This is a genomic window from Butyrivibrio sp. CB08 (assembly GCF_003625485.1).
Lineage (GTDB): Bacteria > Bacillota > Clostridia > Lachnospirales > Lachnospiraceae > Butyrivibrio.
In genome coordinates this window covers 304,198-328,576 of sequence record NZ_RAIR01000003.1, presented here as the reverse complement: position 1 = coordinate 328,576, position 24,379 = coordinate 304,198, and the positions used below count along the sequence as shown (strand labels likewise).

Below are 24,379 nucleotides of genomic sequence, written 5' to 3'. Positions count from 1 at the left end.
TATTCCCCCTCATCCCATTACAACTCTTACTTCGTGCTCTTTTCCATCTCCTATAGCTTTTATCCTGTCTGTTATCCTGCCGTCAATCCAGATCTCTTTTACGCCCTTCTGAACGTGAGCTGGGTTTTCAACTGTTACGTTGTAGATGTCACCCCTAAAGCGCCTCTTAACGTTAAATCCGTCCCATGCTGCAGGGATGCAGGGGTCCACCACCAGCTCGTCAAACTCCGGGCGAAGTCCCAGAAGATAATGAGTTACTGCAAAGTACGCCCAGCCGCCGGAGCCTGTCATGAATGGGTGATGTGCCCTTCCGTAGGTTGTGTGGTCCTTGCCTGATATGAACTGGCAGTAGGAATAGGGCTCAGCCTGCCTTATCTCGATCTTGTCGTTCTGGTAGTATGGGCATAGGCTCTTGTAGTACTCAAAGGCCCTGTTGCCATTTCCCACTCTGCACTCAGCTGACCACACCCATGGATTCGGATGAGAAAAGATACTTGCGTTCTCCTTAAGTCCCGGGTAAACCCTGGCAACAAATCCGATGTCGTCATCCGGCTCAGTGTAAGCAGGGCCATTAAGCATTATCCCGAACGGTGTAAAGAGGTGCTCATAGATGGAATCCAGAGTCTTCCTGCTCCTATCCTCGTTTGCTGCTCCTGACAGAACTGCCCATGCGTTGGATTCAAGGTGGATCTTGCCCTCCTTGTTCTCTTTTGAGCCAATCTTTCTTCCGTTTTTGGTAAAGCCTCTAAGGTACCAGTCTCCATCCCAGAGAACCTTATCAAGGCCGTCCTGAAGTTCATTCAGTTTATCAACATACCTGTCCCTTTCTTCATCAAGTCCCAGGTAATCGCTTATTTCTATCATGCAGGTGAGAGCCTTGTACAAAAGAAATGACACCAGTGCACTCTCTCCGCCTCCGAGGTTTAAACAGTCGTTCCAGTCTGCCCGAAGGCCCTTGCATATTCCGTGGCTTCCAACCTCCTTGATGGAGAACTCCACGATCTTCTTCATGTGGTCGTAGACTGTTCCGCAGCCTCCGTCAGCATATCCGTACTTCTCTCCAAGGAATCCCGCATCTCCTGTTTCCTTCACATACTCAGTGATGGTTGGAACCAGCCACAGAGCATCGTCCGCGCAGGCATCAGCAATTGTGTGGACCTTGGATGAGCCTTCAGGCTCAGGGATAACAGTTGGTGACTTGAAAGGTTTTTTCTTATTTTCCTTCTCATCCTCCGGCGCAAACCACCTTGGCTCGAAGAGATGGATTCCGTATCCCCATGTGGTCAGGGCACGAAGCAGCTCCACGATCCTCTTTTTGCATCCTGCAGGATTTGACGGGATAACTGTCATGGCATCCTGGGCTGTATCCCTGTAGCCAAGGCCAGTCCTTCCTCCAACCTCGATGAAGGAAGCAAACCTCGAAAACATAACGTTTATCTCTGACTGGTACAGCGTCCAGGTGTTTATCATGGTATCTACGCCAGCCTCAGGTGATGAAACCCTAAAGCTGTCCTGCTTATTCTTCCAAAAAGCCTTAAGAGCGTCGTAAGCTCTATCAAGGGCAGCCGGGTCAGCGTATTTCTCCCGGATCTCTTTTGCCTCCTTATAAGAACCCTCTCCAAGGAAAAAGAGAAGTCTCGCGCTCTGACCAGGCTCCAGCACCAGAGCCTTCTGAAGGGATGCACAGTGATTGCCGCCCTTTTCGCATCCGCCAGAAAGCCTGCCCTCGATAACCGCCTTTGGGTTAGTCTCTGTGTTGTAGGTGCCGATAAACTGATCTCTTAAGCACTCATAGCCGTCTGGCTCAAAGTTTGCCGTAAAGTACTGGTAACCTTCCTCCTCGTAGTACAAATCGTGAACAATGGCTCCGTCCTGATACTCTGACCCTGCACAGTACAGGCTCATCTGGAAGTTCTGATTATCTATCATCACATGGTGAAAAGAGAACTCGGCATAGGTAAACACATCAAGCTCCCTCTTCCTGTCTGAGGTGTTGGTGATATTAACGTCCCATACAAGCGCGTTGTCACCAAGAGGAATGCTCATCTTCTGGCTTGCGTGAATGCCGTTATAGTCGCACTCATAGGTGGTGACACTCATTCCATGGCGGCAGATGTAGCGGGCCTTATCAAGGGGCTTACCCACCGGCTGCCAGGAGATTGAAAAGAAGTCTCCATCCTCCCTGTCTCTTATGTACACATAGTCACCTGGTCTGTCCATGGGAACCGCATTGCCCCTAAACCTTGTGATCCTGTGGTACTCAGGAGAGCGGTAAAAGAGATATCCCCCCGCAGTGTGATTGACCACCGCACACATATCCTCCACTCCAAGGTAGTTGGTCCATGAGGTGGGAATGTCCACCCTGTCTATTACATACTCGTCGTTGTCCCTGTCAAAGTATCCGTATTTCATATCTTCTCCCCATCATCTTCTCTAAAGTTTGCACGGTTTTTGTTCTATGCTTTTAGTTTAAAAAATCTGGAGATAAAAAGAATGTCTGTTTTTGGCGTAATAAACAAACAAAGTCAAAAACAGACATTTCCGTATTAATCGAGAGAAGGCGGGACTTTGAAGTCCCGCCTTAACCATAAATTATTTTATCATTCGTAAAGGATTGGCTTTACTCATGATCTCCCGCTATATTAGTTGTTTTCCTCTCTCTTTCTTGTAAGGAAAAGTGCTGTAGCTGCTACTGCTGCCATAACAAGTACTCTTGCGATAGGAGCTGTAGTCTCATCAGCTGTTCCGCGTGCTCTGCTAGCGCCAAGAACTGCTGCGCCATCAGCTGCAAGTGGTCTCTGCTCACCAAGTACCTGGCCTGCTGCTGGTGCTGCTAAAAGTGAGATAACTGGGCTGTCAGCATCAGGATCACGAGGTGGATATGATCTGTTGTCGCTTGGAGGAGCTGGCTGATCGTTGTTAGTTGTCTTTGTCTCAGGCTCACCAAGGTTTACACTATATCTGAAGCCTGGATAAATTGGCCAAATCCAACCTGGTTGATAATCTGTCTCAGCGCCACCTACGTAAGTAGGCATTTCTTCATCAAATAATACCAAGTCACCAAACTGAGCAAAATCACCATCTCTCACTTCAGCTAATGAAATTCTTACAAGATCGCCAGTTACTCTCTGATCATTAAGACCTGTAGCAGAAAGTACCTCTCTTACATAGTATTTAGCAACTCCGTCGAAAGAAGGAGTATACTTGATCTGCAACTTTGCTGTGCCATCCTGGCCAAATTCACTTTCAGCTACTGTAAAGTCTTCAAATGCCTCCATAGTGGTAGGTACATATGCATTCCAGTACCAATCATATCTATATGCAGCGTATGCAAAGTTAACTCTTACATTAAATGTTCCATCATGCATATCTGTTACTTCAACACTCTGTGCACCGATACGGTTGTTCTCCCAGAAATTAACTGAAAGCTGATAGTTCTTATCTTCTGTCTCGATGTCTACAGTCATAGGATCCTTCTCATACTTATCCTGTACTGTATAGTAATATACATTAGTAACATTGACAGTCTTATCTACTCTGAATGTCTCAGTATAATCATCTACATCAAGAAGAACAGTATTTCCCTTCTTATCTTCTACTGCAATCTTTTCACCAGCAACCTTTACAAAGTTCTCAGACTTAAGGTTATCATAGGCTGTCTTATCACATTCAAACATCAGGTTTCCGTCTTTATCAAAAACTCTGATATAAACAGTCTCTGTTGTCGCATACGTTGATGAGTTCCAAGTTACAAAATCATTTTTATTTCTGTCATCAAGCGAAATAGTATCGCCTTTCTTTAAACCTCTTCCATTTACAGCCTTTTCGTTATAATATGTCTTTCCATCGTTTCCAACAAAGTAGAATCTAGCATATGTAGTGTTGCCAATCTTAGAACCTACAACAGCCTTAAAGTACTCAACAGGTTCGTATAAGTATGTTCTTGTATCATCTCTAGCTAATGTATAATTCCATCTTTCATCATCAACTTCAATTACATCTCTTTTCTCAGCTAAATCTTCAGCTGAGTAGGCATTAGTCTCATCAACCCACTTGTGCTGCCGATGATCATAATGGCTAGTAGTATAGTCATACTGCTTCTCAGCTGAATAGATAGAATCCTCACCCTTAAGAGCCTTATAGATCTCCTCGTCAAGGATAACCTTTTCACCATCTACTATTGTTGTATAAGCACTTCCAAGAAGCTCATAATTATCACTACTTGTTAAGAAGTAAGCCTCTCCGTTCTCATCCTCAACAAAATTGCCATCTGCATCAAAATAACCATAGAAAACATTCTCTTCATCTTCTACTATTTCAAGTTCTCCATCATTATTCTCAACTACAAGAACTGGCTCAACCTCATCAATATCAAAATCTTCGTCAAGCTTAAGCATTACTTCTTCGCCGTCCTCATTAGGAACTGTAACGAAATCGCCATTTGAATCCTTAAGGACTGTAGAAACCTCAGTTACACCTAAATCCTGAGTATAAGTATCCGTATAATCCAATGTCTGTCCAGCTGTATCTTCAGCATCAACAGGAAGATAATAATCTGCCTGCTCGCCATCAATCTCGCTGTTCATATCAGAATTATAGAATTCAGTAGTATTAGTTGTAGTTACAACAATACAGTTTTCCTTCTCTTCAATTACAATGTCGCTGGACTGAACAGGCTCTGGGAAGCTAAATTCTGCAGGCTCACCTGAAGAATCTGCAGGTGCAGCAATAGCCTCCACCGGCGCTTCGCCTTCTTCAGCGAAAATTGTGATCGAATTTGTTGCAAACAATGTTGCAGACATTGCTACTGACATTCCCGCTGCCAGCAGACGTTTTGTAAGCATCTTGTTACTCATTACACATCCCTCCGTTTGTCTCATAAGAAATAAATTTATGGTTCTCTCAGGGAAGAGGCCAAAAAATAAGCCCAAACAAAGTTATTCTTTGTTCGGGCTTGATACTTCGGGCGTTCCCTATATAAAATGTTAACGGGAATGCATTAATATCTATATGGGTCAGTGGTCATTAATGTGGCCATTTTTTATAATTTCTTAATAATTCTTTAATTGTTCTCTACTTGCAAGACCAAATTTTAGAAGGATGGAGCTTACCTGCTTTTTCACAGTTGAAAGGGAAACCATCTGCTCTTTTGCGATCTCACCATTGGTAAGGCCCTGCTTAATGAGCTCTAAAACTTCCTTTTCCCTGTCCGTTAGTCTTGGTCCGCCAACAGAGATAGTTTCAAGGCCCGCCTCAAGGTCTTTTGCCATCTTCTCTATCATATCCCTGTCCTGCTGCTCCATCTTGAATCTTGCCATTATCTTCTTAATAGAATGGTAGTTCTCCGCAAAGGGCAGATATACTTTATCAGGAAGGCCCATCTCAAGAGCTGTCTTGAGCTCCAGCATGGATTCTTTTGTATTTCCCAGTGCTTCATGCGCTGCAGCGCAGTATATTCTTGTGTACAGCATCGGAAGCAGATTTGGGAATACTGAAGAAAGGCTCATAGCTCTATTTGATGCACCCAGAAGCCTTGTGTAATCTTTTTTCTCCAAAAGATATCTTCCATAGATAATGTATGCAAAAGGCATTGTGATGGCAGTCAGATGGCCTGCATCTATTTTACCGTCACAGAGCCAGGGCCTGATTCTACCATAATCATCACAGATGCTTCCAATAAAACCGTCCGCCATATCATAGGTGTAACGGCTAAGATCCTCAATGTCTATGCTGGATAACAGCTTAAGCCTGGTCTCAGCCTCCTTAAACAGTTCCTCTTTACCGGTCAGCAGAGCGACTCTGGCAAGAACCAGCGCTCCGCATACCTCAACTGCAGTCTGACCATTACTCTCGGCCTCAAAGAGAGCTTTATACGCTCCGATCTCGGCTTTTTCATAATTACCGCTGTTAAGGTCTGCTTCAGCACGCATAATGATATCACCGCCGATACCATTGTTTCCTGAGAGCTTTGTGTACACTGCCATACAGTCATCAAGCTGGGTAAGTTCTTCAGAGAGCTTCCCGCTTTCACGCCAGTACAGATAGAGCACCGAAGGGCTTCCAAAGGCCCAGGAGCACCTAGGATTGAACAGCTTTGAAGGGCCCTTCATCAGTTTCCATGCTCTTTTGTGGTGGACAGTGATGGCATCCAGCTTATTGAACAAAAGAAATGACAGCATCAGCTCCATTTCTCCCTGAAGGACATCCTTTTCCTTATCAGAAAGATCGCTCTTTGCGATATTCTCGCGCAGCATAGGAGAAAACCGCATGACTATATCATTCTCTCCCATCATAAACACCACGAACATCATGCAGATAGGAACCATGGGGTATTTATACATAAGTTCCCTGTCGGAGTGTTCCATAATATCGACGATCATCGGAACAACATAGTCCTCATTGACAGAGGCAAAGTCATGTATATCGAGCGGAAGCTCGTATATCTTATCCCATTGTCCAGACAGATACAAAAATCTGATTGCTCTTTTGTGATCTCCCGCCTCCCAGCTGATCTGTCCTGCAGTATGGTAGACTTCTTTTTTCTCATCATCTGAAAGCAGCTCAAACTGGCTGTTTAAAAAGAGTTTTAGCTGGGTATGAAGGTAGTATCTGCCTTCCTGTGGAGAATACTGGATAAAGTAGCGTTTCTCACGAAAGCTCTTTTCCAAAACACTCTTTGGCTTGCCAGATATGGTGGCAGCCTGTTTTAAATTAAAACTCGGTAGAACCGACAGCTTTAGTAGAGTTTCTTTTTGTTCGGATTCCAGGTTGTTCCAGACAGCTTTTTTCATAAGGACGCTCAAGCCTGCATGGATGAATCCCCCTCTTTTTACAAAGGTGCCCAATTGCAGGTAGATAGCCATGATCCAACCCCCGGTCAATTCCATGACTTCATCGATCTGGCTCTCAGTAGCATTTATGCCCGCTTTCTTATAATATGCGCGGATGTCATCTCTGCTAAAGACAAGATCGTATTCATTGAGTTGATACATTCTATTAGAAGGAATAAGCTTGGTGCGCTGGTCCCCGTTGAAGGGGTGCGACGCGATTATTATATGAAGATTGTCAGCCTGGTGTGTGGACAGGATTCCTATTATCTCTACTGCATAGTCGCACTTCCACTCCTGGTAGTCGTCCATGAAAAGATAAGTCTCCCGAGCATCACCTTTGTAATCGTGGATTATGCGACGAATGTCCGGAAGTGAATCCTCTCCCGGTATTCCTACCGACCTGATCTTCGTAATATCAGCAGACCCAAGCTCACCAAGTACTTCAGACAGTTCAAACCAGGATGTCTCCATGGAGTTCTCAGGAAGGAATCTGTAAGTCAGTACCCTGCAGCCTTCCTCCACCTTTTTGGACAAAAAGAAGTTAACAGCTGTGGTCTTGCCAAAACCAGAAGCCGCTTCTATAAGTGTACATGGGAAATTACTGATTTCCTCAAGTTTGTCCTTAAGGGAGTCGGAGAAATACTCCACATTTAACTTGGTTACTTTACTCATAACTATTTTTTCTTGCGAGTCTTCGCTGAATATTTAAATACGTACTCTACCTTTACTTTCTCGTTGTATTGAACTTCCTCATAGGCTTCCAGTATCCTTCGGATCGCACTTTCAACCTCAGGTTCAGTGCACTCAGTCACCAGGATAAAGAAGCTATGTGAGCTGTTTTGCATTACAATGTCACTCATTCGAAGTGTCTTTTCCAAAATTCCACAGAAAGACTGAACCACTTCTATAAGGTAATTGTAGTCATCGTCATTTTGGGGATGGAGATCAAACAGAAGCAGCGCTGCTGAGCCTCCGTATCTTCTGTACAGGCGCATTACAAATCTGTATGCCACGGTAAAAGAGTCTTTTCCCAGGATAAGTGCGCCTTCCTTGTCGTTACGCTCTTCAAGGATCCTCTCTATGCGATCAAGCTTACTAAGGGCATCCTCCTCGCCATCCTGATCTGCAGCTGTCTCTTCTCTGTGGATGGAAAAGCCGTGCTTGCCATTCTGCTTGACTTTGTACAGCTCACTGTCAGCCAGCGCAAACAGCGCCTCGTAGTCCCTTCCATCATCAGGGATCATCACGACACCCATGGATACTCCAAGGGGAATGCCATGGTCCTCGCCCATAAGCCTGTTTGCCTCAGCCATCAGCTGATTGTTGAGTCTCTTTGACAGGGATGCCACAACGCTCTGGTCTGTCAGGTCCTCAAAAAAAGCCATGAACTCATCGCCGCCGATCCTGCACAGAGTGTCTGTTTCTCGTGTGTTGTGCCTTACCACATCAGCAAAGGTTTTAAGGATGTTGTCTCCCATCTCATGTCCAAAGAGATCGTTTACCAGCTTAAAGCTGTCCAGGTCAAAGATCATCAGGGAGCCAATCTTTCTTTTGCAGAGCTTGGACACCCTGTCTGTTCCCTTGGTCTTATTAAGAAAGCCTGTCAGTCTGTCCAGAGTAGCCTCTTCTGTCAGGTTCTCTATAGTCTTGCTGTTCTTTACTGTATGTTCAATTCGTCTTATCAGGATATCTTTGTTGAAGGGCTTGGTGATATAGTCAGATGCCCCCATCACAAGGCTCATCTCTTCGGAGTCGCTGGTCTCATCTCCAGACATAAATATAACCGGAATGTGCCTGCGCCCTGTGTGGTCCTCAAACTTTTTAAGGGCAATATAAGTATCAAAGCCATCCATCTCTGGCATCATGATGTCCAGAAGGATCAGATCAGGTGTATGGCTTTCTACATATTTAAGAAGCCTCTCTCCCGAGTCGATGCATGTGACATGCATACTCTCCTGGGAAAGGAGCATCCTGACATTCTCAAGAATCAAGGAATCATCGTCTACAACGACAATTGAATAATCCATATATTATTTTTCTCCCACTCATAAGAAAAACGAAACTTTTTCGGATTAATTATATCGTATTAACGTTTATTTGTTCTATCAAAAATTGAATAAATATTCAGAAAATTGATGTTTTTTATGATTTTTTAATGCCTTTTTTGTTCGTTGTTCGTATAAAATAATAGTAAGGAAGTTGACCACGTCACTTCTAAATGAATTGGAGGATTTTATTATGGCTGATAATATGAAAGAGCTTTTGCACGACAATGAACTTGAGAACGTAAGTGGAGGATCTAACGTTCTTCCTGATAAGTACATAGAAGGTGAAGGAATTGTCACAAGAAAGATGTGTCCCAAGTGCGGATTCCCCATGAACTCCGACGGACATTACTACGGCAATCGTCCCGCAGTTAAGTGCACAAATCCAGCCTGCGAATGTAGCAGAGGCTGGCAGTATTTAGGATAAAAGAATTACTTATTAAATTATTAAAGGGTTCCAAGCTCAAGGCTTGAAACCCTTTTTCTTATTTCAGATTTGAGACAATGTATTGCCATAACTGATTGTTTGGCTGTGGATAGTAATGAATACCATCGGTTGGACTAATTATGATATCTCCGGAATCATACATAGCATCATAAATATATGAGTAAAGATCGATTATCTTAACATCTTTCCCATTTGCCCATGCTCTAAGAGAATCATTGTAGGTGATCTGTCTTGCATTTGTATAGTTTTTCTTAGTAAACTCTTCAGAAAGATACTCATCAACTGTTGGTCCTACCGTACACAAAACCAGTTTCTTTCCCTGTGCAAGTAACTGGTCATAATATGGTCCATACTTGCTAAAGTCTCCATAGTTGTTACATCCCATCCAGGATACCAGCGTATCAAAATTATCTACGCCATATTCTTCGACGGCATTCACCATGTATGTGCTCCCGCATTCGTCTTTACAGTACACGGTAATTCCATCATGTACTTCATTTCTTATCTCTGATAATGACTCTGAGAACATGTCTACAGTTCTGGAATCACCACAAAAAAGAATCCTGCCATAACCTGCTGGTTGCTGACTTACCACCTGAGTCACCTGAGGCTGTGGCTCTGCTTGTGCCTGTGCTTCTTCTTTTACTGTATTCTCAGCCTCTGACTTGTCTGCATCCTTCTGTGGAGCGCTTTGATCGTCGGTTTTTTCCGTCTCTTGCTTGTCAGTTTCTGGCTTTTTGGTCTCTATATTTTTCTGATCAGCATTATCCGCTTTGTCTTCTTTTTGTTCAGTACCTGCATCATTTTTCTGCTCGGTAACAGCTTCAGCCTCAGTCTCAACAGAAACTTCTGCCACAACCGAATCACTTATTTCTGGTTCATTAGTCTTTCCGCAAGCTACAAGAGACATACACATAGCTATCGCTACCACTATGCCCCAATTTCTTTTTATCAATTATCTATCCTCCTACGCCTCGTCTGTTTATTCTCTCAAATTATCTATATCTGATTATCAATTGTACTTCCCTTAACATCATTAGACAAGAGACTGAGCCTGTTAAGGATGTTGGTTATCTCAGAATTAACTGTATTTTGAGTATCTTCCATAGATGCACCATCTGAAATAATAGTCTTCTGGATATCTTCGGTATCCATCCTATCAGCCTCCGCACGTTCTCTTCTTGCTATGGCACGCTTTGTGTCAGCACTGGTCCTCTGGCTCTCAGCAGCGTGTTCCTTGATATTCTCTATCATTTCCTGCTGCATAGCCTCTTTTTCCAGTTTCTTTGCTTCTTCCTTCTTCTCTTCTTTCTTCTTTTCGGCTGCCTCTTTTGCCTCTTCTTCGCGTTCCTTCTGCTCTTCGTCCACATGCTCAACAGCTTCCTGCGTCAAAAGAGCTATCGCCTCACCATTTGCTGCTTCCATAATGTCCTCAGCAGCATCCTGGGCTTTAAGCATATCCTGAGATTTTAGACGCTCGCGCTTCATATCAGAATAGCCCTGAACGTTGCCCATCTGCTGGGCTTTTGCCCTATCTATATCAAGAGAGTTCTGCTGGTTTGCAGCCACATAGTAAAGTGCCTTCTGCTGATACTCCGACATTTTGCTGATCTCTTCATCAGATAATCCGTCTTTAGAGTTATTCATCTTAAACGCAAGCTTTGACAATTCCTTGCTTTCTTCACTATCGGGATCAATACCATATTCTTCTTGAAGTTCTTTTAACTTGGCGTCATTCTCCATAGTGTTCGCAGTCTTTTCATTGATTTCGTCCTGTAGGCGCTTTATCTCATCTTTAATAGACTGCATCTGAGCATCCAGTTTCTTTTCTCCGCCAAAGGCATCAGAAACGACTTTAAGAGCCTGCTTTTTTGCAAGGCCCTGACGTTGCGCAATTAAACTATCTCCCGTTAGATTTGCCGCTGAAATAGTTGTACTATTCTTATTTCCATTTTGGGATTTAGTTATAGAGCCAGTACTATACTGATCCTGTATTGAAATATCCTGCATCCCTAAATTTTGCTGTATCCGCATAAAACACCTCCTTGTGTTGTAAAAAGGCACAGTTACAGATTTCATTATATATATCGGATGACAGAAGTGGAATGTTTATAATGAGCCGCACACGCAAGCGAAATCTTCGATTTCGCTTGCTAGCGCGGGGCATGAACTAAGCGAACCTCGATTCCGCTTTCGCTCCATCTCGGTCACGGCATTCGCTGAATGCCTAAAAAGCAAATAAAAAACAGCCCATTTCGTGCAAGCACGATGGGCTGTTTATATTTGCTTTTTAATCGCTTAGCTCATTGCTAACGTGAACATTACTCTACGATTGTAGCAACCTTACCTGATCCAACTGTACGTCCACCCTCACGGCTTAACGTTAATTATATCTATTTGGAAAGCCTTGATTTTACGTGGTTTCTGTTCGCACATTTCTCATGTTTCGCTGTATTTTGGGTGGTTTTTGAAATTTTTAGAGCCATTTTAGAGCCAATGTATATTCTGATGTAAGGGTCAAAAGTCCCTTACATCATATTATTGCCTCAATAATATTACAGTCACTTATGCTTATTCGTTTCATCGTACCACTTGAAAAATCATAGAAATATAGCCAGTCATTAACTACGCTCATCGACATCTGTGCACCGACAACCTTCTCAGAAGTGCTGAATTTATATAATTCTTTAACTTCTCCATCCCAAGTGCAAAATATGATGGTGTATTTGTCCTCTCCCTGATATTGAAGACCATAGAATCCGTTTTCATCATATGTGTTATAGCCGCCATATAATCCATCATGCTTCTGAGCATCATATACCAGTTTTTCTTCTCCGCTGCTGTATGAAACCAGATAAACATTATTATACATGGCATCGCCCATGCTTTTTTTGACTAGCGCTCCATACGAGGTAAGCATAACATCACTTACGCCTTCAATAACATTCCAATTTCCGTCAGACATCTCAACATTAAGATTGCCAATTGCATGCTCATCTCTATCTGAAATATAGGCATTGATAAGCCCTGCTGAATATGCTGCAGAATATGTAAAATCCTTATAGATCAGATTATTCTCAGTACCTTCTTTCATTATTTCTGTATCAGAGCGCAGATAATAACTCGTGAAGCAGTTAGCTCCTTCCACATAGAGATGCTTTCCCTCAATATACATATCTGAATAATGTGCTGCACCGTTGCTGTTTGACAGGTCAAGATCTTCTTCCAATGTGATAATGCTGTAATCATCCGCATTCAAATATGCTAGGTTATACTGATAGCGTCCATCTTTTTCAATATACTCACATAGGTAAACCCCATTTTTTCCTGCTGCGCCTAATGAATACAAGCCATCTGTAACCAATGTAAATCCTGAGCCATCAGCCTCTGCAACATATAATCCATCTGCCGTTTCTATGAAAGTCTTACCTTTGCATACTTTGGTAGATACGTTGTAATACTGGTTGTAAGAAGCCACCTTTAGTGGCTCTTCGGTTTTCTGGATATTATCTTCGCTTATAATTATTTCCTCAACATCATCCTGGATGATTGCGTCTGTTTCCTCATCAGCATTTACTTTACAGGTCATAAATCCAAAGCCAAGTGCTGAACATAATACAATTCCTATCATTATTACCCATAATGCAGGAGTCTTATAATTGAGTATGTTCTTTATCCTTGTCTTTACCGCAACTTCTCCAAATGCAAGTGGATAAGCCAATACCAGTTTCTTGTGCGCACTGCATAGTAGCAGTGATGAAGCGTATGATTTCTTCTCGTCAAAAGACATCTTGGAGATTACTTTTTCATCGCAGGCAAGCTCTATATCTTTACAGAAAAGGATATAAGCAATCCACACCAATGGATTGAACCAATACACTGCAAGTAGTAAAAATCCCAGCTGCTTTCTAATGTGATCAAGACGTATGATATGAGCATTCTCATGTGCAAGAACATTTTTTACAGTAATTTCATCAAGTCCAGAAGGGATATAAATAGTTGGTTTGAAGATTCCAAGTATAAATGGTGTACTTATCTCATCGCATTCAAAGACATTATCATATGAGTCCAATTTAATGGATGTTCTTATCTTCTTCCTTATTGAGACATAACTGAACACTGCATACGCAAGCATTACCAGCACACCAAACAGCCATATCATCTGAAGACGGATCATCATTTCCCTTCGCCCTGTTACAGCTTCAGGAATATCATTATTGTTTGGGGTAACAGTAATCGTCTCATTTGGCAGATAATCATGCACAACATCATCTGGTTCATTAGGAGCTACCGCATTCGGAGTATACTCATGAGTAATAATCTCACTGCTAACGAAATCATTATTGTCCTCAACTACATAAACAATGCTGTCAGATTCATTATTGCCAATAAAGAAAGCCTCTAATCTATTCCCAACGTTGGGTAAAAAGCCTATAGATGATTCAAACTGAAATGGAATAATAAGTCGTAGTGCTACAATAGTCCACATTACCCCCATAAGCCATTTGGGAGCCTTCTTAAATATAAATCTGAAAAAGATAGCTATTATGATCAGAATACTTGCAGGCAAGCATAAACTAAGGAGTGTTAAAAATATAGTATCCATCACTTTTCCTCCTTTGCCTGTTCAATCATTTTTTGAATTTCATCAATGTCTTTTGTTGTTAATTTTTTGTTTGTGGTAAATGCTGCAATGAACGCAGGTAAAGACCCCTGAAAAGTATCATCAACGAACTTTTCACTCTTTGCAGAATAGAACTGCTCTCTAGAAATAATAGATGAGACTATTCCATTGTTATTCTGAATAAGTCCCTTTTCACATAACGTTTTTATTACAGTGTATGTGGTTGATTTTTTCCACATAAACCTTGTCTCGCAAAGCTTTACCAACTCCCCTGATGGTATAGGTTCATTTTCCCACACAAGCTCTGCAAACTTAAGTTGAATTGCCCCAAGTTCAAGTTCCATACCCGTTTCCTCCTGGTCTAGTCAGACTAAACTATATTTATAGTCTAGCCTAACTAGACCAGGATGTCAAACTTATTTTTTCAGATATAAACGACGATACACTTTTTCTGTGTATATGGAAAAAGTGGCTGTTTTCCTCTAAAAAAGCGAATAAGTATTCAACTCTTTATTCCCAAATGAATCTCTTCTTTGGCTACATTAAATGCATCACGTTCTTTCCTACAGCCATTCCCTATCTCTTCACCAAGCCAAAACATTAGAAAATGTGCTCCTACTATAATCCAATAAGGATAATCTCTTATCACATCAAATATATAATTCACGCGAAAGATTCTGTAAAAATGGGTGTCATATGATACTGAAGATATCATAACGGCTACTGCAATCAGAATTGCTGTTGCGAGAGCATACAGCACTCTCATTACTGGCTTGTTACGCGCCAAACTACTCGTGATAAATCCGACAATACAGGTGCAAATAAACCAAAATACAGCAATTAACAGGATTAGCGGATTTACAAAAAAGGCTAATATCATAGATCTGGTAAACCATCCCCGAAGAGCCAATATCAGTAGTAATAAGCTATATATTATTAATGGAATAATGCTTTTATTTACTTTCATTCGCTCAATCCTTTTCTTTGAACTGTATCCTTTGAAATCTGTCGGAATACACGAGTTCTACTGGTTCATGAAGTCCATCATCCATATATTCTTCAGGAGTTCTTAAAATATCTCCATATAGTTTGAAATCCCAGATCTTACTACCTTCGCCGTCCACATACTTACCACAAGCATATAATGTGCCATCTTTTCTTTCCACAAAGGTAACATATGTATAGTCATAATCATAATTTCCTTCGGCACCTTCACTCTCGGCATATGGCTTAGCTTTTTCAAATCTGACTTCATCCATCCAAACCATTTTTACATCATCCAATACCTTTACCGGTTCTTCTATGAAATCCTGATTCTTACTATCATATCCGCAGCTTCCAAAGGTGTTGTTGCCCCAGGTCCACAATGTACCATCCTCTTTGATGGCAGCCATGCTGAAAGAACCGCAGGTAACATAGATTGCATCATCAAGCATTTTCGTAGGCTCCGAGTAACTGCATCCAATTGTATCGTCAGGATGTTTCGCAGATGTGGTCCTGATTTCACCCCACCACCATACTGAGCCATTATTTTTGAGAGCAACGATTCCGCTTTCGCTTGCTCTGGCATATTTGACGTCAGACATAAGCAATACAGGGCTTGCTGCAACTATATCATCATAATAAATCCATTCTTTTCCATATGGATTCTCAAGTCCCATCAATCCATTTTGGTTTGCCCCGGCTCCGTATAATTCACCGTTTTTAGTAAGATAAATCACAAAAAAGGCCGCACCATCAACATGGATAACATTCTCTGCCATTTTCTGAGGTGTGTTTTCATAAGATGAACGATTCCCGATGCCAAGCTGCCCTTCACTGTTATCACCCACACCCCAAAGTACATTATCATCATCAATATAATAGTGATTATACTCATACTCATTTCTAAAATAGTAGTTTGCTATGTCAAAATCGGTATCATCAAGATGGATGCCATCCATGTTTTCTACATAGTAAACAGGAAGTTCAACAATATCCTCATCAGGATCCACAGTAACAGCATCATCAGATGAGGTAATGGCAGGAATGAACTTAATAAGCACAGCAGCACCAATAGCAATGCACAGAATGGTAAATACCCAGACCATCCAATTCTTCTTGTCAGGCTCATCAAAATTGCTATCAATAATTTCACTCATATCTTTATCTTCAATATTCATGAGTCACCTTTCACCAGTTAGCTTTTGAAAATCAAGTATATACAATGGAGCCACAACAATAATAATGCTTATCAACAATGCCAAAGCCTTAAGAGCTTTACTTTTTTTCCACAATAATTGATATGAAAGAAACTGTAATACCGTAATAACTGTAAAATATAGAATCCATTTTAATTCCCATGGAACCAGAGACATCCATGAGCCATCACCATAGTATGTAAAAACAATGCTTAATACTAATATCCAAATGAACGGCATCAGCATAACTGCCTCGTAGCCGCAAAACGCTAATACTCTTTTTATTTTAGTAGCATTTCTCGCTCCAAACGCTATGCATGCAGATAAAAAGCATAACAAAAATGTTCTGTAGATATCTGAAAAAATAATCTCTGCCATAACATCCTCAACTCAACTCCACTTTCCAAGTTTCTTAGATAAATCTTATCTCTTGGGCAATTGTTTGTTGTAAATTCTATTGAATCTGCTCATTAGACTCTTTTAATGCTGCTCGTTCTTTCTTACATCCATACGCGACCTCTTCGCCTGCCCAAAACACCAAAAACATAATCAGGAAACATATTAAATATGTTTTTTGGCCGTTTCGAAGAATACTAAAAAAACCACGTAAGGACACATAATAATCAAATCTTTGATAGAGTAAGTACCTTCTTGTATAAAAAGGCAGTACAAAGTTTATGACTATCGAAGCAATTAAAGCATACAATGCTCGCACCAATAGTTTATATTCCGAAAATCGCGCGGTCAGCATCCAATATGCATAACTAGAATCAAAAAACTTCGGGCAAATCATCTACATGCCAATCCGAATCATTTGTATATATGGATTCATCGCCATAAGTAAAAATCTTAATGTATATCCTTCCGTCTTCAGTAATGATTGCTTTGTAGCTCTCAGCCATGGTAGGAATATAGCATTCTACATACTTACAGTATGTACCATCCTTCAATATTTCCCTAAATGAAGTCACCCCGCCGTTAGTAGTCCCAAACAGAAACGGTTCATCATACAAATCATCTCCTAGCAATTGCCTAATCTGAGAAAGCTCTTCTTCCGTATACGTACGACCTAACATATCTGCATTAGTATATACCGGTTCACCGCTGGTATATGCATTATTTGGCGAAACATTCATTCCCATCAACCCAAAGTTATAATCAGCTCTTACATACATAAGTTCATCCTCAAATAGAAAAACCATATACCCATCACTCATGGAATCTTCTATATCATCCTGACTACAAATGGCCATTGTAGGGCTAATCCAGTATGCATTCCCCTCAATATCTCCTGTATGAGAATAATAGGAGAAACATCCGTCAAAAGAGAAGCCATCCTCGGTCTGATTTTTTATATTAAAAAATCCAGCCAGTGAAGAATGACAATTTGTCGCGTTCCACTCGCCTTCATAGTTTTTGGCATTATCTACTTTCTTGATTTCATTATATAAAGATGCCATATCTAAAGAATACAGCTTACGCCATTTTATCTTGTCATAAACATCATGGATTGTGCCATCTTCAGGCATAGAGTCAGTAATATATTCACTAATATCCTTTGAATATTCAAACGAATCGCCTTTATCCTCGAATATTCTAACCTCTGTACGCGGAATCACTCCCTGGGGACCCGCACCGGTTATGTATAACAGACCAATGATCACTTCATTTTTTTCATCTTCATTAATATCTTTAAAAGCCACAAAAGATATCCCCTCGAAGAGGTTATCTCTGATGTCGTTTTCATAAACAGAAGGCATTTTATAAATCACCTGATTCTGCTCCATAAGATAAAATGTTGCGTCAGCATGTGGATTTGTATCTTTATCAGGTTGGCAAGATACAAATCTCACATCTCCCCATTCATTTAATTGAATGTCAAAAGACTGATCTTCTATTATTTTTGTTGTATCTATTTCTACAATTTCATCCTCATTCTGAGTTATTTCAGCTGTGCTTTCATCATTTCTTTCTTCGCTAGTGCTTTCAATAGATACTTCATTGTCTGAAACCACTTCCGTATCATATTCATTTGTATTGGAAAAAGAGCATGCAGACAAAACGAGCATGCTTGATAGAATTCCCACAAGAGCTTTTCTTCTTTTCATACCTCTCCTCCAAGATAGTATTCCCCGACTTCTAATTATATCAGCATGTTAAAAATCATCAATATTACCTCACAAGCTATTCATTCATTTTTTACATAGTGCCAATTTATTATTTCACCAAAATAGAAAAGAGTGCAGCATCTGTCAGCCACACTCAAATCTTATTCTGCTATGCTTTTCATTTTTTCTCGGATTGATAATTATCTTCATCGTAGATGCAACAGTCAGATTGAAAATCTGATTCTAGGGGCTTGGGGAATCCCCCAACAAGTCGCATATGTATTACATATGCCCCACTTGCCTCTTATAATAAATTAACGGGAGCGCTGGTGGGAATGGGACGGTGCCGGCGTCTCTCTGATGCCAAGAGCACTATCAATATCATATTTAGCAATCTGGAATTGCTGCATGTCTGCCTTAACCTGTTTGTATTCTGCGTAGGCTGCATTCTTCTTTTCAAGTACCTTTTTATACTCCTCATTGAGAGATTTGACTGATGGAAGTTTATTCGGATACTCTTTGAAAGCATCTTTTGTTTTTTTATAAAGCATAATATCTGCCCTATGCTCTTCAAAGAACTTTCTATCAAAACCTGACTGACGATACTGATCATAAACAGCTTTAGTCTTGGAATAGTTGATTATGTGTTTTCGAAGAGAAGAGATTTCACTTAGTCGTGCTTCATAAGATTTGATATCTTTCAAAAGCTCTCCAAATCTTTCTGAGGTAGCCTTCGTTCTATCTACTAATTCATCATAGGAACGGATTCCTTTTTCCTCAATGAACAAAAGAGCCTTACATATTTTTTTGGCGTTAAACGTCTTAGCCCAGCGTTCATAGCCAGGTCCTTTCCCTTTAGCTATGATATCCTGTATATTTAGAACCTTCTCTAAATTATTATCGTGAATAGTTGGCGCTGATTCTTTTTTCTGTTCAGCCTCTTTTGCAACTCCATCAATCTTTTTCCTGATGTCTTCCTCAGTATAGCCTTTGCCAAGAGATTTAAGTCTCACAAAACGTTCCTGCCCTTTTCCCTTGACTGCAATATTCTTTCCGCGCTTGATCGCATATCCTTGTGATTGCATCTCCTGTAGAAAGCCTTCAAAAGTCTTTGGTTTATTAGCCAGAGCTCTATCAATTGCTTCTCTAACACCATCACGAACTGTTCGATCTTTATGGAAATTGTTATATACCTTATCACTGTGATACGGCTCATCTGCAATCACTGAGTAACCATTTTCAAGACAGATAAGATTGGATAGACGTCCCAGCGCAATGCCTGATCTGTGAAAGTCTCTGAACTTCCTGTCACAATCAAGGTTAACCGCATTGTAAATAATATGATTATGAATGTGAGCCGTATTAGTATGCGTTGCTACAACAAAAGCATGCTCCCCTTTTGTAAACCTCATGGCCGTTTCATAACCAATACGATTAGCTTCCTCAGGTGTTATCTCTCCAGGCTTAAAGGATTGTCGAATCTGATAAGCCATAACGTTATCAGAGGCTTTATCACCAATCTTCTGAATGTATTCTCTCATTGATAGATCAAACTCCTCAGCAGCAGTCACTGGATCACATTCATAAGCTGTTATCCATTTGCCTTCTTCCGTCTTCTCATCATCCTCAATATAATCAATGTTGCCTTTGGCTCCTCCGCCTCCTTTTCCCCCACCTTTACCGCCATGAATTGCAATAAGTCTTGTTGCTGCCATAATTACCCCCTACGCTATCTTAGATAGTCTCTTGAGAAGTTCCTTAATAGAACTCCATATCTGTGCCTGCTGGTCCTTAAGATCATTAATGTCCTTAATGTAAATACTGCCTGTCTCGTTTGCTTTTTTAGCATATTGATTGAGATTATTGCTGCTGATTCTCATGAGTCTGACTATCTCTTTTGTATCAGATAGATCGAGACAGATGATGTATCCTTGCATAATCAGCTTTCTAAGAAACGCGCTCCTATTTCTGACTCCGGCATTATCCATTTTCTTCTGTATCAGTTCCTTTTCCTTTTGTGAAACCCGGAACTGCAATATGCAGTCCCTCTCATCAATCATCTTCCCCATTTACTCCTCCTAACTCACGATTTCTTGTAGCATATTCATGCATGTCATGATTAACCTTTTGGATGGTGAAATTCTCTACTGTCTGTATGGACCTATACAAAGCAGTGATAAGATATGATCTGATATTGCCGATATCAGTGTAAGTTTTATCAAGACACTCGGTGACATACTCGATATGCTCACTAGTCAGTTTCAAAAAGACAGACTTCACAACCTCAAGCGGTTTATCTTCTCCACCGACTCTGATAGTGCCCTTTTTGGAGCAAACAACATCACAGATGATCTCATAGATTTCATCAATGCGCTGTTTCTCAGCTTCACTGCTTTGACTAGCCATGAGATTCTCATAGTCGATGTTCTCCTTGATAACTTCTCTATAGGCAGCTATCTCATCTATCTCATCAATCTGCTTTACAGGCTTTCCTCTACATTCGGAAGGTCCATGAACATAGAAACTACCATCTGTCTTTAGATTGATAGGATTGTTGAACTCTTTAGTAGTAATCTCTGTAGTATTTTCTGTACTTGTAGTCACCTGAAGGTAATTACCCTCTGTCCTAACCGAAACCACCGTATTATCATCAAAGACACACGGTGGTTCCTTCAAAGACACACCCTCAGAAGATCTATGGATATATGTGATCTCCTTTAATTTTTCCGGTACAAGCTCTAGATACATATTGTTGTGTAATTTCATTCCGTCTTTGGTTGTTTCATCAACCAAATGCTTTTTAATTACACCCTTTCTACATAGAAAGTCTAGAGCCAACCTTGCCTGCTTCTTTGATACACCAAACTGGTCCTCAATCTGCCTGTAACTCCTTTGAAGGAAGTCCTTCTTAAACTTCTTTTTATACCCCACTAAGACTCCGGTCCTCTCGTCCCTGATCTCAGTAGGGCGGTACCAATACAGAATGTCACTGAGGATATCTATCGCCAGAAGCATTGGCTTTCCGTTAGGACCTCTAAGTGTCTTAAACCATTCTGCCGGAATAATATTTCCGGTAAAATTCATTTCTGAAATCTGATCTACTATCGTATTACCAGTAGATAATGCAAGTTCCAAGTATCATTCCCCCTTTAACAAAAACTCTGTTAAAAAGCAGGGAGCTTTGCTATACTAAATTTGCGAGATTGAGTATAGATAAGCTCCGGCTTTTCTACTCGATTGTGCCCTGGTCCTTGGCCGGGGCATTTCTATTTAAATCATTCAAAAGATTTGCCACTCTCTTCTGCTCACTTGGATAAAGGTGACCATAAGTATTGAGCGTAACCTTTATATCCTTATGTCCAAGTCTCTCCTTGATGATAAGCGGCTGTATGCCCTGATTGATCAGATAGGCACAATGTGAATGCCTGAGATCGTGAACTCTGATTTTCTTTACCTCAGCCTTTTTGATATGCCTTGCCATTATATGCTGCAAAGCTTCTGCAACTACAGGAAACAGCCTTGCATCAGACGGATGCTTATACAGTTTGCTCCAATAATCTTGAACCTCATCAACCAAGAACTTCGGAAGATCAATGGTCCTGATGGATGAATCAGTTTTGGGAGTAGTAATAACATCCTCACCATGCAATCTGAAATAGGTCTTGTTGATTCGAAGAGTCATCTGCCCTACATCGATATCATTTTTCGTAAGTGCAAGCAGCTCACCTTCACGCATGCCAGTCCAGAAAAGAAGTTCAAACATCAGATAATGCATGCTTCCCTTATCAAAAGTATCGATAAACTTCCTGTACTCTTCTAAGGTCCAGAAATTAAGACTTCTGTTATCCGAACGCCCCATCTTCTTAACTCGCTTACAAGGATTATCCTTGAGGTAATATATCCTCTGTGCATGAATGAAAAGAGCCGTGACCTGATTCTGAAGCATCCTCAGATATGCGTCTGAATAGTCTTTACTATCCTTAACTGCTTTCTGCCACGCTAAAATATCTGAGGCCGTGATCTCATTCATCTTCTTGTTACCCAGGTAAGGAATTACGTGAGTTTCAAACATGTATCTCTTATTCCTAAGAGTCCTCTGCTTAAGCTCTACTTCCTTGTCTTTGAGATATACTTCTACAAAAGATGAAAGCATCATATCCATATCAGCTCTGGCCTGTTTTACGAATTCCGCTTCATACTGCTGTGCTTCTCTCTTTGTCTTGAAACCTCTCTTGTTCTTTTTGTGCTTTTTCCCGGTCCAATCAGTATAGTAAAACTGACTTCGCCAGGTATTAGAATCGTTCTCCTTATATACCGGCATGTTGTCCCCCTTAAGCAGTGAATCCGTAATATCTTTCTTCGAAGTACCTGACAGGAATCTTTCCTGCAATCACAAGATACCCTTTTGATGCAAGCTCCTTATTCATCTTCTGAACAAGTTTGTAAGAATGTCCTACAGACACTCCAAGTATCTCTGCTACCTCCTTTGCTGTTAGATAAATCTTGCCTTCTCTCATAGTGTTTGCCCTCCTTTATGATATATTGTTGGTTTGTAGCTCACTCGCTACATTCTTTATATTGTTATTATATGTAGCGCACTCGCTACAGTCAATAGGTATTTTAAATTTTTGTAGTTTGTCAGCTACATTAGTGTTATAATTTGTTTATCAAATTTATTTCAAGTTCAGTATTCATGGGAGGATACAGACTTTATGACAATAGCTGACAGAATTAAAAAAATAAGGGAAATCTTTGGAATAACATCCAATGAGTTTGCCAAGATCACCGGAATACATCCGGTTTCTATAAGAAAATATGAGACAAATAAAATGGTTCCCGGAAATGATGTGATTGAGAAGATGAGTGAAGCTCTAAGGCTTCCAAAAATGATATTTGAGGGTCTGCCTAGACAGTATACTGATTATTCCTTTGAAGGCGATTTCTACCAGCAATTGCTTCTTCTATTGGATAATGGAACATTAAGAATAGAAGGTACATTTAAAGACGGTGTTGGTGAACAAAAAAGCCCGTATGATACATGGTTTTCTATCAATCCTTCGCTCTCTAAGTACATAAAAATCAAAAGCAATGGTGAAGAAATTCCTGTTGAAGATATCCAGATAACTCTTGATCCACTATATTCACAACTAAACAGTAATGTAACATCTCTTCTCATGTCTTTTGAATATATCGAACGTGCAAAAGAAGCACTCAATAAAAAATACTGGAGATCTAAAAGCGAGACACGAGAAGAATACTCAAATCGTCTTAAGGAATTGGCCATCAAAGATCAATTTGAATTAATGCTTACAGGACATTCCTGGAAACAGTACATGGATGCACCTAAAACACGTGAAGAATTCGATGCAGCCTATCAAAAAGTGTTCGAAGCTGGTGGAGATTATTATGATCTTATGGAACAATTAGATATTCCAGAAGCAGAAAAAAATAATCATATTCATCACTATGAGGACGCATGGATTGACTTACATGCCATCGATGTGGGCGAATATCCCCATGATGGTTCCGAAGATGAAAAATGGGCCTATGTACAGAAAAAAATTGATGCTATAGAAAAGTATAAAGAGGACCATCCTAATTATCCAAAAGAGATAAGGGAGGCTTGTGCTGTAGAAACACGGCAACAATATGAAGAATATTTAAAAGAGCAGAAAAAAAACAAAAAGAAAAAAGTTGAACCAAAAAAGTCTGCTCCTCAAAATTGAGGAGACGAAACAAGAAAAATCGAGTGCTCAAAACTGAGCACTCGGTTCAAGCTAATGGCACTCCGAAAGGAGTGTCTTTTTTAGAGCCAAAATAGAGCCAATGGCAAAATTCATGCTTTTTGTATACAAAAAAACGGCTTCCGGAGAAACTCCGAAAGCCGCATATAATCGAGGTTAGCTAAGATTACTCAACGATTGTAGCAACCTTACCTGATCCAACTGTACGTCCACCTTCTCTGGTTACGTGTCCTTAAATCCATTTTAAAAGTCTTGATTTATGGTGTTTGTTTCTCGCATCAATCGCTATATTTGTCAAAAAAACTATGGATTTAAATATTTTTAGAGCCATTTTAGAGCCAACGTCAGTCTCAAATCGAGAGTTTGAAAAAATCTCTGCAAATTAGATAACACCACAGTT

Annotated in this window: 19 protein-coding genes; 2 read left to right on the top strand and 17 right to left on the bottom strand. The window is 40.6% G+C overall.

What is annotated here, in order from left to right:
• Nucleotides 1-9 precede the first annotated feature (9 nt).
• From D6855_RS07790 to D6855_RS07775, 4 genes are all read right to left on the bottom strand, one after another.
• Nucleotides 10-2,412, bottom strand: coding sequence for a GH36-type glycosyl hydrolase domain-containing protein (locus D6855_RS07790; protein WP_120739709.1), 2,403 nt, complete (start codon nt 2,410-2,412; stop codon nt 10-12).
• Between the two features lie 230 nt (nt 2,413-2,642).
• On the bottom strand, nt 2,643-4,856 hold the full coding sequence (locus D6855_RS07785) for a hypothetical protein (RefSeq protein WP_120739707.1): 2,214 nt from the start codon (nt 4,854-4,856) through the stop codon (nt 2,643-2,645).
• Nucleotides 4,857-5,051: 195 nt separating this feature from the next.
• A complete protein-coding gene (locus D6855_RS07780) occupies nt 5,052-7,502 on the bottom strand; it encodes a LuxR C-terminal-related transcriptional regulator (protein WP_120739705.1) in 2,451 nt (816 codons plus the stop codon).
• A gap of 2 nt (nt 7,503-7,504) precedes the next feature.
• Nucleotides 7,505-8,857, bottom strand: a complete 1,353-nt coding sequence (locus D6855_RS07775; RefSeq protein WP_120739703.1) for a diguanylate cyclase domain-containing protein — start codon at nt 8,855-8,857, stop codon at nt 7,505-7,507.
• Between the two features lie 211 nt (nt 8,858-9,068).
• Here D6855_RS07775 and D6855_RS07770 point away from each other — a divergent pair, with 211 nt between their 5' ends.
• The gene (locus D6855_RS07770) at nt 9,069-9,302 is read left to right on the top strand and encodes a hypothetical protein (RefSeq protein WP_120739701.1); all 234 of its coding nucleotides are present in this window, start codon (nt 9,069-9,071) and stop codon (nt 9,300-9,302) included.
• A 58-nt stretch (nt 9,303-9,360) separates the two neighbouring features.
• On the opposite strand, the gene D6855_RS07765 is transcribed toward D6855_RS07770, so the two are convergent.
• The 13 genes from D6855_RS07765 to D6855_RS07705 form a co-directional block, all read right to left on the bottom strand.
• Nucleotides 9,361-10,278, bottom strand: coding sequence for a hypothetical protein (locus tag D6855_RS07765; RefSeq protein WP_120739699.1), 918 nt, complete (start codon nt 10,276-10,278; stop codon nt 9,361-9,363).
• 44 nt (nt 10,279-10,322) lie between these two features.
• Nucleotides 10,323-11,357, bottom strand: coding sequence for a hypothetical protein (locus D6855_RS07760; protein WP_147368132.1), 1,035 nt, complete (start codon nt 11,355-11,357; stop codon nt 10,323-10,325).
• A 499-nt stretch (nt 11,358-11,856) separates the two neighbouring features.
• Complete coding sequence (locus tag D6855_RS07755; protein WP_120739695.1) at nt 11,857-13,929, bottom strand: M56 family metallopeptidase; 2,073 nt, start codon at nt 13,927-13,929, stop codon at nt 11,857-11,859.
• Nucleotides 13,929-14,291 (bottom strand): BlaI/MecI/CopY family transcriptional regulator, encoded by a 363-nt coding sequence (locus D6855_RS07750; protein WP_120739693.1) that lies wholly within the window; start codon nt 14,289-14,291, stop codon nt 13,929-13,931. Before D6855_RS07750 ends, D6855_RS07755 begins: the two co-directional genes overlap by 1 nt.
• A 158-nt stretch (nt 14,292-14,449) precedes the next feature.
• Nucleotides 14,450-14,914, bottom strand: a complete 465-nt coding sequence (locus tag D6855_RS07745) for a hypothetical protein (protein ID WP_120739691.1) — start codon at nt 14,912-14,914, stop codon at nt 14,450-14,452.
• A gap of 4 nt (nt 14,915-14,918) precedes the next feature.
• Nucleotides 14,919-16,088: an RCC1 domain-containing protein gene (locus D6855_RS07740; protein WP_158589490.1), complete on the bottom strand. Its 1,170-nt coding sequence runs from the start codon at nt 16,086-16,088 to the stop codon at nt 14,919-14,921.
• 24 nt (nt 16,089-16,112) lie between these two features.
• Entirely contained in the window at nt 16,113-16,505 is a 393-nt protein-coding gene (locus D6855_RS07735) for a hypothetical protein (protein ID WP_120739687.1), read from the bottom strand.
• Between the two features lie 392 nt (nt 16,506-16,897).
• On the bottom strand, nt 16,898-18,235 hold the full coding sequence (locus tag D6855_RS07730) for a hypothetical protein (protein WP_120739685.1): 1,338 nt from the start codon (nt 18,233-18,235) through the stop codon (nt 16,898-16,900).
• 314 nt (nt 18,236-18,549) lie between these two features.
• Nucleotides 18,550-19,950 carry a relaxase/mobilization nuclease domain-containing protein gene (locus tag D6855_RS07725; protein ID WP_120739683.1) on the bottom strand — a complete coding sequence of 467 codons (1,401 nt, stop codon included), beginning with the start codon at nt 19,948-19,950 and terminating at the stop codon, nt 18,550-18,552.
• 9 nt (nt 19,951-19,959) lie between these two features.
• A complete protein-coding gene (locus D6855_RS07720) occupies nt 19,960-20,304 on the bottom strand; it encodes a plasmid mobilization protein (protein WP_243111832.1) in 345 nt (114 codons plus the stop codon).
• Entirely contained in the window at nt 20,288-21,370 is a 1,083-nt protein-coding gene (locus D6855_RS07715; RefSeq protein ID WP_120739681.1) for a DUF6017 domain-containing protein, read from the bottom strand. Before D6855_RS07715 ends, D6855_RS07720 begins: the two co-directional genes overlap by 17 nt.
• 94 nt (nt 21,371-21,464) lie before the next feature.
• Nucleotides 21,465-22,556, bottom strand: a complete 1,092-nt coding sequence (locus D6855_RS07710) for a site-specific integrase (protein WP_120739679.1) — start codon at nt 22,554-22,556, stop codon at nt 21,465-21,467.
• A 10-nt stretch (nt 22,557-22,566) separates the two neighbouring features.
• Complete coding sequence (locus D6855_RS07705) at nt 22,567-22,752, bottom strand: DNA-binding protein (RefSeq protein WP_026516614.1); 186 nt, start codon at nt 22,750-22,752, stop codon at nt 22,567-22,569.
• Nucleotides 22,753-22,947: 195 nt separating this feature from the next.
• Here D6855_RS07705 and D6855_RS07700 point away from each other — a divergent pair, with 195 nt between their 5' ends.
• Complete coding sequence (locus D6855_RS07700; protein WP_120739678.1) at nt 22,948-23,961, top strand: helix-turn-helix domain-containing protein; 1,014 nt, start codon at nt 22,948-22,950, stop codon at nt 23,959-23,961.
• The last annotated feature ends 418 nt before the right edge of the window (nt 23,962-24,379 follow it).